This window comes from Tersicoccus sp. Bi-70 (genome assembly GCF_001968825.1).
Taxonomy (GTDB): domain Bacteria; phylum Actinomycetota; class Actinomycetes; order Actinomycetales; family Micrococcaceae; genus Tersicoccus.
In genome coordinates this window covers 417,851-434,264 of record NZ_MIEU01000011.1, presented here as the reverse complement: position 1 = coordinate 434,264, position 16,414 = coordinate 417,851, and the positions used below count along the sequence as shown (strand labels likewise).

Here is a 16,414-nt window from a genome sequence, read left to right as displayed (position 1 = left end):
GCACGTGTCGTCCGGGAAACCGGTGACGCCCCATCCGCGATACTGGGAGGTATGCCACAGACCTTCGCCGCGGACACCGCCGTGGAACTGGCCGTCGTCGAGCGCAGCGGCTTCATCGAGTCCCGGCACGTCGGTGCCGCCGTCGTCGTCGACGCGGAGGGGCAGGTGCTGCTCGAACTCGGCGACGTGCGCGCGCCGATCCTCGCGCGCTCGACCCTCAAGCCGTTCCAGGCGATCGCGTCCATGCAGTCGGGAGTCCCGCTGCGCGGCCCGCAGGTCGCCATCGCCGGCGGCAGCCACCACGGCACGTTCGACCACCTCGACGTCGTCGAGGGCATGCTGGCCGCCGCGAGCCTGGGCGAGACCGATCTGCAGTGCCCCCCGGCCTGGCCGTACGACGAGGAGGTGCGCGCGTGGCTCGTGCGCACCGAGCGGGGGAAGTCCCGGCTGGCAATGGAGTGCTCGGGCAAGCATGCCGCCTTCCTGTGGGCCTGCACCGAGGCCGGCTGGGACCCCGGGACGTACCTCGACCCCGAGCACCCGCTGCAGCAGCGCGTCGTCAGGGTGATCGAGGAGTACGCACGGGAGACCGTCGCCCACGTGGGCGTGGACGGGTGCGGCGCGCCGGTCTCGGCCGTCTCCCTCGCCGGGCTCGCCCGCGCCTACTCCTCCCTGGCGCAGGCGCCGCGGGAGATCATGGCCGATGCGCGGGCGGCCACCGTCGCCACCGCGATGCTCGACTACCCGTGGGCGGTGGCCGGCCCGGGCGCCCCCGACACCGTGATCATGGACGAGCTCGGGGTGCTCGCGAAGAGCGGTGCCGAGGGCATCCTCGCCCTCGGCACCGCGTCCGGCGTCACCGTGGCCCTGAAGATGCTCGACGGCTCCGGACGGGCCGCCCCCCTGGTCGGGCTCAGCCTCCTGCAGGCCGCCGGCGTCCTCGACGCCGACCGCGTGGCCGCCGTCCTGCCGCGGGTGTCCCGCCCGGTGCTCGGCGGCGGGGAGCCGGTGGGCCGGCTCGGCCTCGCCGCACCGGTGGCCGCCCTGCTCGAGCGCGACCCCGCCTGAACGCAGCGGACACGGGAGGACCGAAACCGGCATGGCACGACGACGGATCGAGTGGGCCGACGGGGACGCGGCGCTGAGCCGCTGGGCCGAGGGCGCGACGGACCGCACGACGGTCGCGACCGCGGTCCGGTACGCCCTGGAGGAGCTGACCGCACGGGCTCCGGGCAACAGCGTCGAGGTGCGGGTGCCGCCCTACGGCGTCGCCCAGTGTGTCGCGGGGCCCCGGCACACCCGGGGCACCCCGCCGAACGTGATCGAGACGGACGCGCCGACGTTCCTGGCCCTGGTCACGGGGCGCAGCACGTGGGAGCGGGCGCGCGACGCCGGGTCCGTCGCCGCCTCGGGCACCCGTGCCGATCTGACGGACCTGCTGCCCCTGTGGTCCCGGTTCGCGACCGGCGGAGCGTGAGCAGCGCACCGCCCCCGCGACTACGCTGGACGGCATGAGTTCCGCCGTCCCCACCCCTGACGCCGAGCCCACCGCTGGGCCCGACGCCGAGCCCACCGCCGCGTCCACAGCCGGTCCCGTCCGCGGCCCCGGTCCGACGCCGCTGCCCCGCCGGGACAGCACGCGACCGGAGGACGGCACCGAGATCGAGGAGTCGGTCGAGCGGCGTGAGCTCGTGATCCGCCGGGCGCCCCGCTTCGCGCCGTTCCTGGTGGGCGGCGCCGTCCTCGGTTTCATCGTCGCCGGCATCCTCGTCCTCGCCCGCCCGGAGGACCCGCAGTACACCCCGGCCGCGGCCCTCGGCTTCTTCGCGATGCTCTTCGGCGTCATCGGCGTGGGCCTCGGCGCCCTGCTCGCCCTGGCCCTGGACCGGCGCAGCCATCGACGGGCGCGGCGGGGGTCCGCCGATGAGGTCACCGGGACCATGCGATAATCGAACCGTGGCTGCTCGTCCTGACGGAAGACTCTCGCACGACCTGCTCCCCGGCGAGAAGGGCCCGCAGGACGCCTGCGGTGTCTTCGGCGTCTGGGCTCCCGGCGAGGAGGTCGCCAAGCTCTCCTACTTCGGGCTCTACGCCCTCCAGCACCGCGGCCAGGAATCGGCCGGCATCGCGACCAGCGACGGCAGCCGGATCAACGTCTACAAGGACATGGGCCTCGTCTCCCAGGTCTTCGACGAGGCGACCCTCAACACGCTGACCGGGCACATCGCCGTCGGCCACTGCCGTTACTCCACCACGGGCGCCTCCGTGTGGGCCAACGCCCAGCCGACGCTCGGCGCCACCTCGGCCGGCACCGTCGCCCTCGCGCACAACGGCAACCTGACCAACTCCGCCGCCCTGAACGACCTGGTCCGCGAGCGCTACGGCACGCCGCGCGCCGGCGAACTGGCGCAGGGCAACACCACCGACACCGCGCTCGTGACCGCGCTGTTCCAGGGCCGCCCCGGCGAGGACCTCGAGTCCACCGCGATGGAGGTCCTGCCCCAGCTCGAGGGGGCGTTCTGCTTCGTCTTCATGGACGAGGGCACCCTGTACGCGGCGCGTGACCGGTACGGTGTCCGTCCCCTCGTCCTCGGTCGGCTGCAGCGCGGCTGGGTCGTCGCCTCGGAGACCTCGGCGCTGGACATCATCGGCGCCTCCCTGGTCCGGGAGATCGAGCCGGGCGAGTTCATCGCCGTCGACGAGAACGGGCTGCGGTCGCAGCGGTTCGCCGAGCGCGGTGCCGCCGGCTGCGTCTTCGAGTACGTCTACCTGGCCCGGCCGGACACCACCATCGCCGGGCGCAACGTCTACGCCGCGCGGGTCGAGATGGGCCGCCGCCTCGCCGCCGAGCACGCCGTCGAGGCGGACCTGGTCATCCCCACACCGGAGTCCGGGACGCCCGCGGCCATCGGGTACGCGGAGAGGTCCGGCATCCCCTTCGGCAACGGCCTGGTGAAGAACGCCTACGTCGGCCGCACCTTCATCCAGCCGAGCCAGACCATCCGGCAGCTCGGCATCCGGCTCAAGCTCAACCCGCTCAAGGACGTGGTCCGCGGCAAGCGGATCGTCGTCGTCGACGACTCGATCGTGCGCGGCAACACGCAGCGTGCGCTCGTTAGCATGCTCCGCGAGGCCGGCGCCGCCGAGGTGCACGTGCGGATCTCCTCCCCGCCCATCACGTGGCCCTGCTTCTACGGCATCGACTTCGCCTCCCGCGCCGAGCTGATCGCCACCGGCCTCGGCGTCGACGACATCCGCACCTCGATCGGCGCGGACTCGCTGGGCTACATCTCGCAGGAGGGCATGATCGCCGCCACCGAGCAGCCGCGGGAACGCCTGTGCACCGCGTGCTTCACCGGCGAGTACCCCATCCCGTTGCCGGCGAAGGACCGTCTGGGCAAGAACCTCCTGGAACGCGAGGATCCGGGCGGCTGTGAACCCGGACCGGACATCGACCTGGAGCGGGTGCTCAATCCCGCCGAGCAGCACGCCGCGCAGGACGCCGCCGCGGATCTGCGGGCCCGCGCATGAACGCGCAGAACACCGGGACGGACGTCAGTTCCCAGGGCATCACCTACGCCAGTGCCGGCGTGGACGTGGAGGCCGGGGACCGCGCCGTCGAACTGATGAAGGACGCCGTCCGCGCCACGCAGGGCCCGCAGGTCCTCGGCGGGGTCGGCGGATTCGCCGGTCTCTATGATGCGAGCGCCCTGATCGGCTACCGGAAGCCGCTGCTGGCCACCTCGACGGACGGGGTGGGCACGAAGGTCGCCATCGCGCAGGCCCTCGACATCCACCACACCATCGGGTTCGACCTCGTGGGCATGGTGGTCGACGACATCGTCGTGGTCGGCGCGAAGCCGCTGTACATGACCGACTACATCGCGTGCGGCCGCGTGGTGCCCGAGCGGATCGCGGACATCGTCCGCGGCATCGCGGCGGCCTGCGAGCAGACCGGCACCGCGCTGGTGGGCGGCGAGACCGCGGAGCACCCGGGGCTGCTGGCCCCGAACGAGTACGACGTGGCGGGGGCGGCCACCGGGATCGTCGAGGCGGACCGGGTGCTCGGGCCGGACCGGGTGCGCGCCGGCGACGTCGTCATCGGCCTCGAGTCCTCGGGGCTGCACTCGAACGGCTACTCGCTGGTCCGCCGCGTGATCAACCACGCCGGCTGGGCGCTGGAACGGCAGGTCTCGGAGCTGGGCCGCACGCTCGGCGAAGAACTGCTCGAGCCGACCCGCCTGTACACCGCGGACATCCTCGACCTGGCCGAGGCGCTGAGCGACGGCATGCATGCCGTCAGCCACGTCACCGGGGGCGGGCTCGCCGCGAACCTGGCGCGGGTGCTGCCGCGCGGGGTGACCGCGACGGTGGACCGCGCGACCTGGCAGCTGCCGCCGGTGTTCTCCCTCGTGGCCCAGCTCGGCAGGGTGCCGCAGCCGGACATGGAACGCACGCTCAACCAGGGGGTCGGCATGGTGGCCGTCGTCGCGGCGGACGTGGCGGACGCCGCCGTGGCTCGGCTGCGCGCGCGGGGCACCACGGCCTGGGTGATGGGCCGCGTGGACACGACGACGACGCTCGTCACGGCCGACGATCCCGACGTGGTGCAGGGCGCCAAGGGCGTGGACGGCGGCGCGGTGCGGCTGGTCAACCAGTACGCCTGACCGGCGCCGCCGGGCCGGACGGGTCGATCCCGGACAGCACGACAGCACCTCACCGGAGTGAGGTGCTGTGTGCTGGAGGATCAGTCCGTCGGTGTCGGCTCAGCCGAGGCGACGGCTCCCCTGATCATCATCGTCATCGTCCGCGTACCGGTCGACGTAGGAATCGTCGTCCTCGGCCGGCTCCGGATATCGGCTGGCAGGGGGATGACCGGTGGAACCGGCCAGTTCGCGCTGCAACGCCGAGTAATCGGTCGAGGGACTGTAGTACTTGATGTCCCGCGCCTGCTTGGTGGCTTTCGCCTTCTGACGGCCGCGCCCCATGGCGTGACCCCCTCTGCTCTGTCCGGACCCCCGTGGGCAGGGCACACGAGTGTGCGGGCCCAGGGATGATGTGGTCAATGTTTCGTAGATCTAGGGTACATGCTCGTCTGCCTCGCTCAGCACGTCCAGCGCCGCCACGCGCGGCGGCGCTCCGGGGCCGTGGCGACCGTCACGCGAGGCCACGGTGCCGGGCGGTTCGTGACCGTCGACGGCCGATCGGCTAGGGTGCCTGCACGAGTGCGGGAACCCGCCTCGGCGCGCCCGATCCGGGCGGGACGGACCCTCAGGGGCGGACCGCCGCGGGCCCGCCGGGACATGTGAGGAAGGACCGATCAGCCGTGAGCGAATCCACCGGTCAGGAGCGTCCGGAACACGAGGAGGAGGGTCTGGCCGACCCGTCCGGCGTCACCGGCTCCGTGCCCGAGATCACCGACCCGGAGGCGGTGTCCCTGCCCGAGCCGGAGCTCGGTACACCGGTGCTCTCCGCGGAGGTGGAGGACGACGACGTGCGCTCCGCCCTCGCCGAGGCGAGCGCCGTGGAGGGTGAGGCGAAGCGGGCCGCCGACGAGGTCGGTGGTGCGCCCGGGACGGGCCCCGGCCTGGACGTCGACCCGACGGCCGGGCCGCACTAGGCGAGTCGCTCAATTCGCGCCGGGGTCGCCCCCGGGTGGAGCTGGTGCGTTCGGGTGTCGGGCGGCCGAAAGCCGGATGTATGGAGCCGAGCGCTGCTACTGAGTCGGGCGGCCGTGTTGTCGCTATGTCGTACCCGGCGGTCCGGCGTTCGCGGGCGGCGGCGACGTGCCCGGCGGTCGAGAACCCACGTCGTCCGTGACTGACGCCCCAGCTCCCTCACCCTCCGACGAGTTCTGTCGGTGTCGGCTGGTTGAGTGAGGTCATGGAAGCCCCCGCAGCCCCGACAACCGGCCCACATCCCGTGCCGGCCGCGGCGCTGCCCGGGCTGGGGAACCCGATGACCACGGCAACGGGCGGGTGCTCGATCCTCGGGCCGTCGACCGCCGGGTCCTTGATCTGCGCACCCGGGACCCCGGCACACATGCCGACGAGTTGTGTCGGTGGCGGCTGGTTGAGTGAGGTCATGGAAGCCCCCGCAGCTCCGACAACCGGCCCACATCCGGTGCCGGCTGCGGCGCTGCCCGGGCTGGCAGACCTGTTGGCCACGGCGTCCGGCGTGGAGTTGGTTTCGACCGTGTCGGACGCCGCTGCTACCGCCCTCTCCCCCGCTGATCCTGCAGCCCTTGTCGCCCGGCTCACCGGACCAGAGGACACCGAAGCCGGGCTGCCCGCGGCGATAACAGCACTAGAGCATCTGCGGCGACTCGAGTCCTGGGCGGCGGCGACCCGGCACCGACTGGCCCTCGAAGCCATGGAGGCCGCCCGTGTTGGCCACGAGCGGTGGGTCGAGGCTCATCCGCGGGCTTTCGACGATCCCGACGCGCCCGGGCTGTCCCGGGCCGAACGGCTCGCCGTCGCCGACCGCTCGGGGGTCGCGGAGATCGCCGGAGCCCTGCAGATCAGCGAGGGCGCCGTCCACACTTTGCTCCGACGGGCCGCCCTGCTCGCCGATCACCTGCCCCGGACCGGATCGGCCCTCGTCTCCGGGGCGATCACGGCGAAGACGGCTGACTTGATCGCCGATGCGACCACGGAGTACTCCGAAGCCCTCGCCGACGCCGGCACCGACGAGGCAGCCGTGTCTCGATACACCCGCGCAATCGCCGCCATGGAGACCGGGCTGCTCGATGCCGCCGACCGCGGTTGCACGCCGGCGCGGCTCCACGACCGGGCCCGACGTCTGCGCGAGGCGCACCATCCGCGGTCCTTCACCGAGAGGGAGCATGCGGCGCGGGCCTGCCGGTACGTCCGCGTGACCCCCGACCAGGACGGCATGGCTCACCTCTTCGCCCTGCTGCCCGCGGCCACCGTCTGGAGCATCGACCAGCGGCTGACGATCCTGGCCCACCGGCACCACGGTCTGCACAAGGACGACGCCGACGCTCGCCGCACCAGTGGCGACGATGCCGGCGGGTCCGCCGGCGCTCCGGCGGATCGCGCGGAGTCCGCATCGGTGGAGAACGAACTCCCGCGACCGACCGTGGCGCAGCTGCGGGCGGACGTTCTCGCCGACCTCCTCGCCGGCAGTGGTGCTCAGACGCCGGCGGACGAACCGTCCAGGACAGCCGGGGACGACGGCGCGGGACCGGCACCCCGGGTGCTGCTGACCGTCCCCGCGGAGACCCTGCTCGGAGGGGAGCAACCCGGCGTGCTCGGCCCTTTCGGCCCCATCCCCGCGGCCGCAGCGCGAGACCTCGCGGCTCGGGCAATGTCGTTGATGCTCGGGGTCACGGCCACGACGCTCTCTGCGCCTCGGAACGCCGTCGCCGAATCGAGCCAGGGCTGCGGCGGTCCGGTCGACGCACGGGTGCTGCCCGTCCTCGCGACCGACGGCGGCCGGTATCGGATTCCGGCAGCCCTGCGCCGGGCCCTCGCCGTCCGGGACGGGACGTGCCGCTTTCCGGGGTGTCGCCGGAATGCCACCGGCTGCGACCTCGACCACGTCGTCGCCTGGGCCGACGGCGGAGCGACGACAGCGGAGAATCTGGCGCACCTGTGCCGGAAGCACCACGTGCTGAAGCATCACTCGGGTTGGACGGCCGAGATCGGGCCACCCCGACGAACCGGCCCACCCGGCACGGACCGAGGGCCCGGTAACCGCACTGCCGATCGTCTCGTCTGGACCTCACCCGCCGGCCGCCGCTACACGTCCGACCCCGACGGGATCGATGTGTGCGGAGTCGAAAGGGGCGGCGACCCGGGCAACGTCGACCTCGGCGCCATCGTTCTCGACGATCCGCCGCCCTTCTGATCACGACGGTGAGGTGTCTTCGGCCAGGACGGTCGTCGGTCCCGTCGGCGAGGCGGCCACGCGTTGTCGTCAGCGAAGCGGCCAGCCGACCGGCATCTCCGAGGCGCGACCCGGGCGCGCGGCCAGCCGACCGGCATCTCCGAGGCGCGACCCGGGCGCGCGGCCAAGCGTCGGGGAGCCACCGTCGGCCCACGTCGGATGCGTTCCGCGTCGGGACGGGCGTAGGCTCGAGCAGATTGCCCAGCACACTGATGAAGGCAGGATTCTGACATGGAGTACACCCGTCTCGGCGCCACCGGCCTCGAGGTCTCCCGGATCGCACTCGGCTGCATGAGCTTCGGCGAACCGGATCGCGGCAACCACTCGTGGAGCCTGCCCGAGGACGAGAGCCGGACGCTGATCAAGCAGGCTGTCGACGCCGGCATCACCTTCTTCGACACGGCCAACGTCTACTCGGCCGGCAGCAGCGAGGAGATCGTCGGTCGCGCCCTTGCCGACTTCACCGACCGCGACACCGTCGTGCTCGCCACCAAGGTCCACGGCCGGATGCATGAGGGTCCCAACGGCGCCGGCCTGTCCCGCAAGGCGATCATGGCCCAGCTGGACGCGAGTCTGCGTCGCCTCGGCACCGACTGGGTCGACCTCTACCAGATCCACCGCTGGGACCCGCAGACCCCCGTCGAGGAGACGATGGAGGCCCTGCACGACGTCGTGAAGTCCGGCAAGGTCCGCTACATCGGCGCTTCCTCCATGTGGGCCTGGCAGTTCGCCAAGGCCCAGGAGGTCGCCCGCGCGAACGGCTGGACCCCCTTCGTCTCCATGCAGGACCACTACAACCTCCTCAACCGCGAGGAGGAGCGCGAGATGCTGCCCGTGTGCGCGGACCAGGGCGTCGGCGTCATCCCCTGGAGCCCGCTCGCCCGCGGCCGTCTCGCCCGCCCCTGGGACACCGACACCGAGCGCTCCGCCACCGACGAGTTCGGCAAGCAGCTCTACCCGGAGTCGGACCGGTCCATCGTCGACGCGGTCGGGGCCGTGGCCGAGCGCCAAGGTGTCTCGCGCGCCCAGGTCGCCCTCGCCTGGGTGCTGCGCAACCCGGCCGTCACCGCCCCGATCGTCGGCGCGACGAAGGCGAAGCACCTCGAGGACGCTGTCGCCGCTCTCGACGTCACCCTGACCGACAACGACGTCGCCGAGCTCGAGGCCTCCTACACCCCGCACGAGCCCGCCGGCTTCTGAACAGGACCAGCGGCGCCGGAAGACCGCCGGAGCCGCGAACTGACGGAGCCCCTCGACCCAGCTGGGTCGAGGGGCTCCGTCCGTTCCGGGGCGACGCGGCAGGCAGCGCGCCTCAGCAGCCGTCCGGGCCGCAGGCCTGACCGTTGAGCGCACCGGCCTCGTCGGCGCCGCCGTCGGGCGTCACCATGACCAGTGGATTCGCCTCCGCCCACGCGGTGCGCAGGGCCTGACCGAACAGTTCGACCGGCTGGGCGCCGGAGATGCCGTACTTCTCGTCGAGGACGAAGAAGGGCACCCCGGTGATGCCCAGGCTCTGGGCGCGCTCGACGTCGGCGCTCACGGCGTCGCGGTAGCGGCCGGACTCGAGAGCGGCGGAGATCTCCCCGGCGTCGAGGCCCGCGCCGGTACCGATCCGCACCAGCACCTCCCGATCGCCGATGTCCTGACCGTGCTCGAAGTGCGCCGAGAGCAACGCTTCCTTGACCGCCCCGGCCATCCCGTGGTCGGCGGCCAGGTGCAGCAGTTCGTGCCCGGCCAGGCTGTTGGCGACGACGACGGAGCCGAAGTCGTAGGCCAGGCCCTCCCCCGCCGCCACCTCGGTCACCTGCGCGAACATCTGGGCCACCCGGTCGGCAGGCATGCCCTTGCGCTCGCTGAGGTACTCGATCTCGGTGCCGTCGTAGTGCGCCGGCAGCGACGGGTCGAGCTGGAAACTGTGCCAGGTGACGGTCACGTCGTCACGGTGCTCGAAGCCGGCGAGGGCGGACTCGAAGCGGCGCTTGCCGATGTAGCACCAGGGGCAGGCGATGTCGGACCAGATGTCGATGTTCACGATCGCACCAACGCCGATGAACCGTCGCTCATTCCGGCCGGCGTCGGTCCCGTCCGCGCCAACGGACGACCATGGCGTCGACGTCCACGACGGGAGCGATGATCCGGGACTCGGCGCTGAAGCGGGACTCGATCCGGTCCTGCTTGACCCGGTGGTTGTAGTCCGCGAGGTACTCCCGCAGGTCCTCCTCCCGGTCGAAGCGGCTCAGCGTCTCGGGGAAGCCGTCCGCCTCGCGCCGCAACTGGACCACCAGGGGGGCGAGGGCGGCGGTATCGATGTGCTCACGTTTCATCCAGCGCTTGATCCACCACTGCGGATCGTCGGCGTCGGAGAAGTCCAGCGGCTGACCGGCCAGTGGCAGGTCGTCGAACTCGCCGCGTTCCATTGCCTCCCGGATCCGGCGCTCGGCCAGACTCTCGAAGCGGTCCATCACCCCAGTCTGCCGCCTCCCGGCGATCGGGTCATCCGCGGGCAGCCGCCTCGATCGTCGCGATGTCCAGCTTCTTCATCGGCATGAAGGCCGCCGTGATCCGCTGCGCGGTCGCGGCGTCGGCCGACGCCAGCAGTTCCGTCAGCGCGACGGGCGTGACCTGCCAGGACAGCCCGTACTTGTCCTTCAGCCAGCCGCACTGGCTCTCCTGACCGCCGTCGGCGGTCAGCGCCTCCCAGTAGTGGTCCACCTCGGCCTGGTCCTCGCACATGATCTGCAGGGACACCGCCTCGGTGAACGCGAAGGCCGGGCCGCCGTTCAGGCCGACGAAGTGCCGTCCGCTCAGCTCGAACTCCACGACCATGACGTCGCCGGTGCCGGCAGTGGGGCTGTTGTCGGGGTGGTCGACCTGGGTGAGGATGCGGGAATCGGGGAAGACGGACGCGTAGAAACGGGCGGCCTCCAGCGCCTGACCGTCGAACCACAGGCACGTGATGATGTCCTTCATGGCAGCCTCCCTCGGTCCGCGGGGCGACGCCGGACAGCGACCGCCCCCGATGTGAACATGATTCACATCGGGGGCAGTCTAGGATCAGCGAGCGCCGGACGACAAGGGATGCGCGGGCGTCGGCTGGGAGGACGCCGATCGGGCCGACGGCGTAGCCCGCCGGCTCGCGATCGCGGCCAGGCTCAGCCCCACGCCGTCCTCGATCAGAGCTGCCTGCCAGGTCCAGCCGAGCTCCCGCTGAGCCCAGCTGCGCCAGGTGGCACCGCCCCAGGATCCGGCGAGGGCACCGGCAGCCCCCGCGATGACGGGGACGTCCAGGACCGCGTTCTCCCGGTGCGCGAGGATCGTCGCGCCCGTCGCACCGGACACGAGACGCCCCACGAACGGACCCGGGTCGAGCCGGCTCGGGGTGGCCGGCAGCTTGTCCACGACCATCTCGCCGGCGACGGCCAGCGTCGCAGCCACGCGACCGATGCTCCGGCCACCCGATGCGTTGCCGGAGGCAACGGCCGGACGGCCTGCGAGCACCGGGCCGGCGACGCCGAGCGAACTGCGGATGCCGGCCGCGATCCCGAGGATGCTCGAACGGGCGACGAGCGACGCCGACGCGCGGGAGGCCCGGCGGCGCGCGCGTCGCTCGGCCCGACGCAGCTTCGCATCGACCGGACGACCCGGCTCGGTCGCCGCGAGCGCCGCCCGCGTGGCGATGCCGTAGGCGAGGTGCCCGGCGATGTCCGTCGCCCAGTCGGCCGAGGACCAGGTGCGCGGGTCGCTGACTCCGAGCGCGGCCATCGGCACGTCGCTCGCGGCCATCGCGGCGGCGCCGGTCAGAGCCGCCCCGGTCGGACTCGAGAAGCGGAGACCGGCCGACCGGGCGGCACTGGCGAGCACGCCGATCCCGAGCCCGACGCCGATGCCACTGATCTCGCCGAGAGCACTGCGCCGGTTCTCCCGGTCGGCACCGCGGCCGGGGACAGCCGTCCCCAACCGCCGGAGCAGCGCCTCGACCGTCTGACCCGGCGCGTCGCTGGCCGGCCGACCGCGCAGCGCCATGTCGGCCCAGGTGACGGCGTTCAGGGCGGCGGCGCCGGCAGCGCCGGCGAGGATGCCGCGGGTGAGGGTGTTGGTCATGACGGCCCTTCCGTTCGATTACGAAGCATACTGACCATCCTTGCACCCGATCGCTCATCCGTGAACCGGCGGCAGAACCGGTGACGGGACGCGTCAGACGGTCGCGACGCTCAGCCCGTCGGCGTCCTCCCCGTTCTCGCCCGCCGCGCGGTCCACGCGCACCGTGTCCCCGTCGGCGATCTGCCCGGCCAGGATGCCCCGGGCCAGCCGGTCCCCGATCTCCCGCTGCACCAGCCGGCGCAGCGGCCGGGCGCCGTAGGCCGGGTCGAACCCGGTCAGGGCCAGCCACTCGCGGGCGGCGTCGGTGACGTCGAGGGTCAGCCGCCGCTCGGTCAGCCGCGACGCGAGGTCGCGCACCTGCAGGTCGACGATCCGGGACAACTCCTCGATCGAGAGCGCGTCGAACATGACGATCTCGTCGAGCCGGTTGAGGAACTCCGGCTTGAACGAGGCGTTGACCACGCCCATCACCAGGTCCCGCTTCTGCGCGTCGTCGATCGACGGGTCCACGAGGAACTGGGAGCCCAGATTCGAGGTGAGCACGAGAATGACGTTGCGGAAGTCGACCGTGCGGCCCTGTCCGTCCGTGAGCCGGCCGTCGTCGAGCACCTGCAGCAGGATGTCGAAGACCTCGGGGTGGGCCTTCTCCACCTCGTCGAGCAGGACGACGGAGTACGGCCGGCGGCGCACCGCCTCGGTCAGCTGACCGCCCTCGTCGTAGCCGACGTAGCCCGGAGGGGCGCCGACCAACCGGCTGACGGTGTGCTTCTCCGAGTACTCGCTCATGTCGATCCGCACCATGGCGCGCTCGTCGTCGAACAGGAAGTCCGCGAGCGACTTGGCCAGCTCCGTCTTGCCGACGCCGGTCGGGCCGAGGAACAGGAAGGAGCCGGTGGGCCGGTTCGGATCGCTGATCCCCGCCCGGGCGCGCCGGACGGCGTCGGAGACGGCCGCCACCGCGGGGCGCTGCCCGATCAGCCGCTGCCCGAGGACGTCCTCCATGTGCAGCAGCTTCTGCGACTCGCCCTGCAGCATGCGGCCCGCCGGGATGCCGGTCCAGGCCGAGACCACCTCGGCGATGTCGTCCGCGGTGACCTCCTCGTTGACGAGCAGCGAGGTGGCCCCGAGGTCGGCGTCCTGCGCCTGGTCGTCGGCCGCCTGCATCTGCCGCTCCACCGTGGGGATCTCCCCGTAGAGGATGCGGGAGGCCTCGGCCAGGTCGCCCTCGCGCTGGGCCTTCTCGGCCGCCGAGCGCAGCTCGTCGATCTTCGCCCGCAGGTCACCGGCGCGGTTGAGCGAGGACTTCTCGGCCTCCCACCGGGCGTTCAGTCCGTCGAGCTGCTCCTGCTTGTCGGCCTTCTCCTCGCGCAGCGTGGCGAGCCGCTCCAGCGAGGAGGCGTCCGTCTCGTCCTGCAGGGCCAGCTCCTCCATGGTCAGCCGGTCCACCGCGCGCCGGAGGGTGTCGATCTCCTCCGGGGCGGAGTCGATCTCCATCCGCAGCCGGGACGCGGCCTCGTCGACGAGGTCGATGGCCTTGTCCGGCAGCTGGCGGCCGGAGATGTAGCGGTGGGACAGGGTGGCCGCGGCGACCAGGGCGGCGTCGGCGATGGCGACCTTGTGGTGCGCCTCGTAGCGCTCCTTCAGGCCGCGCAGGATGGCGATGGTGTCGTCGACGCTCGGCTCGCCGACGTACACCTGCTGGAAGCGCCGCTCCAGCGCCGGGTCCTTCTCGATGTTCTCGCGGTACTCGTCCAGCGTGGTGGCGCCGATCAGGCGCAGCTCCCCGCGGGCCAGCATCGGCTTGAGCATGTTGCCGGCGTCCATCGCGCCCTCGGACGCGCCCGCACCGACGACGGTGTGCAGCTCGTCGATGAAGGTGACGACCTGCCCCTCGGCGCCCTTGATCTCCTCGAGCACGGCCTTGAGCCGCTCCTCGAACTCGCCGCGGTACTTGGCGCCGGCGATCATCGCGCCGAGGTCGAGGCTGATCAGGGTCTTGCCGCGCAGCGACTCGGGCACGTCACCGGCGACGATGCGCTGGGCCAGGCCCTCGACGACGGCGGTCTTGCCGACACCGGGCTCGCCGATCAGTACCGGGTTGTTCTTGGTGCGCCGGGAGAGCACCTGCACGACGCGGCGGATCTCGGCGTCCCGGCCGATCACCGGGTCGAGCTTGCCCGAGCGGGCGACGGCGGTCAGGTCGGTGCCGTACTTCTCCAGCGACTGGAACGTCGACTCGGGGTCCGGGCTGTCGACCTTCCGGCCGCCGCGCACCGAGGGGATCGCGGCGCGCAGCGCGTCCGGGGTCGCGCCCGCCTCGCGCAGCAGGGTGCCCGCCGCGCCCTGGTCGGCAGCGACGCCGAGGAGCAGGTGCTCGGTCGAGACGTACTCGTCCCCGAGCTTCTCGGCCTCCGCCTGCGCGGCCTGCACGACGGCGAGGCCGGCACGGGAGAGCTGCGCCTGCTGCACCGAGGATCCCGACGACGCCGGCAGGGCGCGCAGCGCGGCCGTGACCCGCGGCGCGAGCACGGCCGGGTCGACGTCGGCACCGCGGAGCACGGCGACGGCGACCCCGTCGGTCTGATCGAGCAGCGCGGAGAGCAGGTGCGCGGGTTCGACCTGCGGGTTGCCGGCCGTGGTGGCGGCGGTGACGGCGGCGGAGAGCGCCTCCTGGCTGCGGGTGGTGAATCGGGGGCTCACCGAATTCCTTTCGACGGGTGGGGGCGAGGAGAACTCGAACTTGAGTCTACTCAACTCAACCTGTCGGGGGAAGGGTTCATTCCCCGCGCCACCCGTGGCGTCAGCGCAGCGGGCCCACCACCGACTCGACGGTGCGCAGGAGGTCGCCGGAGGCCACGTACTCCTCCAGGTCGGCGATCTCCGGGGCCAGGAACCGGTCCGAGCCGGGGGCGCCGATCCGGGCGGTGACGTCGGCCAGCACCGCCGCCCCCGCGGGGCCGGGCAGCAGCGGGGCGCGCAGCGCGATCGCCCGGGTGGCGGCGAGCAGCTCGATCGCGAGCACCCGCCGCAGGTTCAGCACCCCCTGCCGCAGCTTGCGCGCAGCGTGCCAGCCCATCGACACGTGGTCCTCCTGCATCGCCGAGCTCGGGATGGAGTCGACCGAGGCCGGCACCGCGAGGCGCTTCAGATCTGAGACCAGGCCGGCCTGCGTGTACTGGGCGATCATCAGGCCCGAGTCGGTGCCGGGATCCTCGGCGAGGAAGGGCGGCAGGCCGTGGGAGCGGGCCGGGTCGAGCATCCGGTCGGTGCGGCGCTCGGCCATCGACGCCACGTCGGCGACCGGGATGGCGAGGAAGTCCAGGACGTACGCGACGGGGGCGCCGTGGAAGTTGCCGTTGGACGAGATGGTGCCGTCGTCGAGCACCACCGGGTTGTCGATCGCGGCCGCGAGCTCGCGCTCGGCGACCTGCGTCGCGTGGGCGGCGGTGTCGCGTGCGGCACCGGCCACCTGCGGGGCGCAGCGCAGCGAGTAGGCGTCCTGCACGCGGTCGTCGCCGTACCGGTGGGAGGCGACGATCGGCGAGTCGGCGAGGACCGCGAGCATGGTCGCCGCCGAGCGGACCTGGCCGGGGTGCGGCCGCAGCGGCTCGTGCAGCTCGGGGACGAAGACCCGGTCGGTGCCGAGCAGTCCCTCGACCGACAGGGCGGCGGTGATGTCCGCGACGGTGAACAGCTCCGCCAGGTCAGCGAGCGCGAGGACGAGCTGGCCGAGCATCCCGTCGGTGCCGTTGATCAGGGCCAGCCCCTCCTTCTCCTCGAGGGTCACGGGCGCGATGCCGGCCTCGGCGAGCAGGTCCGCGACGGGGCGCTCGACGCCGTCGGGCCCGGTGGCCCGCCCCTCCCCCATCAGCACGAGCGCGCAGTGGGCCAGCGGAGCGAGGTCGCCGGAGCAGCCGAGGGAGCCGAACTCGTGCACCACCGGGGTGATGCCGGCGTTGAGCAGGTCGATGAGCGTCTGCAGGGTCTCGGGACGGATGCCGGTGCGCCCCGAGGCGAGGGTCTTGGCCCGCAGGAACATCAGGGCACGGACCACCTCGCGCTCGACGGCCGGCCCGGCGCCCGCGGCGTGGGAGCGGACGAGGGACTTCTGCAACCGGGTGCGCTTCTGCGGCGGAATGGGGGTGTTGGCCAGGGCGCCGAACCCGGTGGAGATGCCGTAGACCGGGGTCGTGGAGGCGGCGAGCGCGTCGATGTGGGCGCGGACGCTGCTCACCCGCTCCCGGGCCTCCGGCGCGAGCTCGATGCGGGCGTCGTGGCGGGCGACGGCGACGACGTCGGCCGCGGTGGTGCCGGCGGTCGAGAGGACGACGGGAGCCGCCTGGTCGGTGGGGCGGGCGGGGGCGGTGGCGGTCACGGGACTTCTCCTACGGGGACGAATGAG

General features: G+C 72.7%; 15 protein-coding genes. 8 read left to right on the top strand and 7 right to left on the bottom strand.

All coding sequences use genetic code 11. From position 1 onward, the window contains the following. Nucleotides 1-51 precede the first annotated feature (51 nt). From BGP79_RS08595 to purM, 5 genes are read left to right on the top strand one after another with little or no spacing between them, the layout of a single operon-like run. Entirely contained in the window at nucleotides 52-1,068 is a 1,017-nt protein-coding gene (locus BGP79_RS08595) for an asparaginase (protein WP_076694544.1), read from the top strand. A 31-nt stretch (nucleotides 1,069-1,099) separates the two neighbouring features. Continuing rightward, the gene (locus BGP79_RS08590; RefSeq protein WP_076694542.1) at nucleotides 1,100-1,477 is read left to right on the top strand and encodes a sterol carrier family protein; all 378 of its coding nucleotides are present in this window, start codon (nucleotides 1,100-1,102) and stop codon (nucleotides 1,475-1,477) included. A gap of 34 nt (nucleotides 1,478-1,511) precedes the next feature. Continuing rightward, on the top strand, nucleotides 1,512-1,949 hold the full coding sequence (locus BGP79_RS08585) for a hypothetical protein (protein WP_233121285.1): 438 nt from the start codon (nucleotides 1,512-1,514) through the stop codon (nucleotides 1,947-1,949). 7 nt (nucleotides 1,950-1,956) lie between these two features. Continuing rightward, the gene (gene purF / locus BGP79_RS08580; RefSeq protein ID WP_369800178.1) at nucleotides 1,957-3,531 is read left to right on the top strand and encodes an amidophosphoribosyltransferase; all 1,575 of its coding nucleotides are present in this window, start codon (nucleotides 1,957-1,959) and stop codon (nucleotides 3,529-3,531) included. Beyond that, complete coding sequence (purM, locus tag BGP79_RS08575) at nucleotides 3,528-4,667, top strand: phosphoribosylformylglycinamidine cyclo-ligase (RefSeq protein ID WP_076694539.1); 1,140 nt, start codon at nucleotides 3,528-3,530, stop codon at nucleotides 4,665-4,667. Before purF ends, purM begins: the two co-directional genes overlap by 4 nt. Before the next feature lie 99 nt (nucleotides 4,668-4,766). Here purM and BGP79_RS08570 read toward each other — a convergent pair whose 3' ends face one another. Then, nucleotides 4,767-4,988 (bottom strand): DUF3073 domain-containing protein, encoded by a 222-nt coding sequence (locus BGP79_RS08570; protein WP_076694538.1) that lies wholly within the window; start codon nucleotides 4,986-4,988, stop codon nucleotides 4,767-4,769. A 338-nt stretch (nucleotides 4,989-5,326) separates the two neighbouring features. Here BGP79_RS08570 and BGP79_RS08565 point away from each other — a divergent pair, with 338 nt between their 5' ends. The 3 genes from BGP79_RS08565 (at nucleotide 5,327) to BGP79_RS08555 (ending at nucleotide 9,111) form a co-directional block, all read left to right on the top strand. Continuing rightward, on the top strand, nucleotides 5,327-5,620 hold the full coding sequence (locus BGP79_RS08565) for a hypothetical protein (RefSeq protein ID WP_076694536.1): 294 nt from the start codon (nucleotides 5,327-5,329) through the stop codon (nucleotides 5,618-5,620). 557 nt (nucleotides 5,621-6,177) lie between these two features. Continuing rightward, complete coding sequence (locus BGP79_RS08560) at nucleotides 6,178-7,872, top strand: HNH endonuclease signature motif containing protein (protein WP_158067156.1); 1,695 nt, start codon at nucleotides 6,178-6,180, stop codon at nucleotides 7,870-7,872. Between the two features lie 270 nt (nucleotides 7,873-8,142). After that, nucleotides 8,143-9,111: an aldo/keto reductase gene (locus BGP79_RS08555; protein ID WP_076694533.1), complete on the top strand. Its 969-nt coding sequence runs from the start codon at nucleotides 8,143-8,145 to the stop codon at nucleotides 9,109-9,111. 112 nt (nucleotides 9,112-9,223) lie between these two features. Here BGP79_RS08555 and BGP79_RS08550 read toward each other — a convergent pair whose 3' ends face one another. The 6 genes from BGP79_RS08550 to hutH all read right to left on the bottom strand — a co-directional run bounded on the left by BGP79_RS08550 (nucleotide 9,224) and on the right by hutH (nucleotide 16,387). After that, nucleotides 9,224-9,943, bottom strand: coding sequence for a DsbA family oxidoreductase (locus tag BGP79_RS08550; RefSeq protein ID WP_076694532.1), 720 nt, complete (start codon nucleotides 9,941-9,943; stop codon nucleotides 9,224-9,226). Between the two features lie 28 nt (nucleotides 9,944-9,971). Then, the gene (locus tag BGP79_RS08545; RefSeq protein ID WP_076694530.1) at nucleotides 9,972-10,373 is read right to left on the bottom strand and encodes a DUF1992 domain-containing protein; all 402 of its coding nucleotides are present in this window, start codon (nucleotides 10,371-10,373) and stop codon (nucleotides 9,972-9,974) included. Between the two features lie 31 nt (nucleotides 10,374-10,404). Beyond that, entirely contained in the window at nucleotides 10,405-10,881 is a 477-nt protein-coding gene (locus tag BGP79_RS08540; protein ID WP_076694529.1) for a VOC family protein, read from the bottom strand. Between the two features lie 84 nt (nucleotides 10,882-10,965). Further along, nucleotides 10,966-12,012: a hypothetical protein gene (locus BGP79_RS16740; RefSeq protein WP_076694527.1), complete on the bottom strand. Its 1,047-nt coding sequence runs from the start codon at nucleotides 12,010-12,012 to the stop codon at nucleotides 10,966-10,968. Between the two features lie 93 nt (nucleotides 12,013-12,105). Then, nucleotides 12,106-14,712, bottom strand: a complete 2,607-nt coding sequence (clpB, locus tag BGP79_RS08530; RefSeq protein WP_076694526.1) for an ATP-dependent chaperone ClpB — start codon at nucleotides 14,710-14,712, stop codon at nucleotides 12,106-12,108. A 100-nt stretch (nucleotides 14,713-14,812) separates the two neighbouring features. Beyond that, nucleotides 14,813-16,387, bottom strand: coding sequence for a histidine ammonia-lyase (gene hutH / locus BGP79_RS08525; protein WP_076694524.1), 1,575 nt, complete (start codon nucleotides 16,385-16,387; stop codon nucleotides 14,813-14,815). Nucleotides 16,388-16,414: the final 27 nt, after the last annotated feature.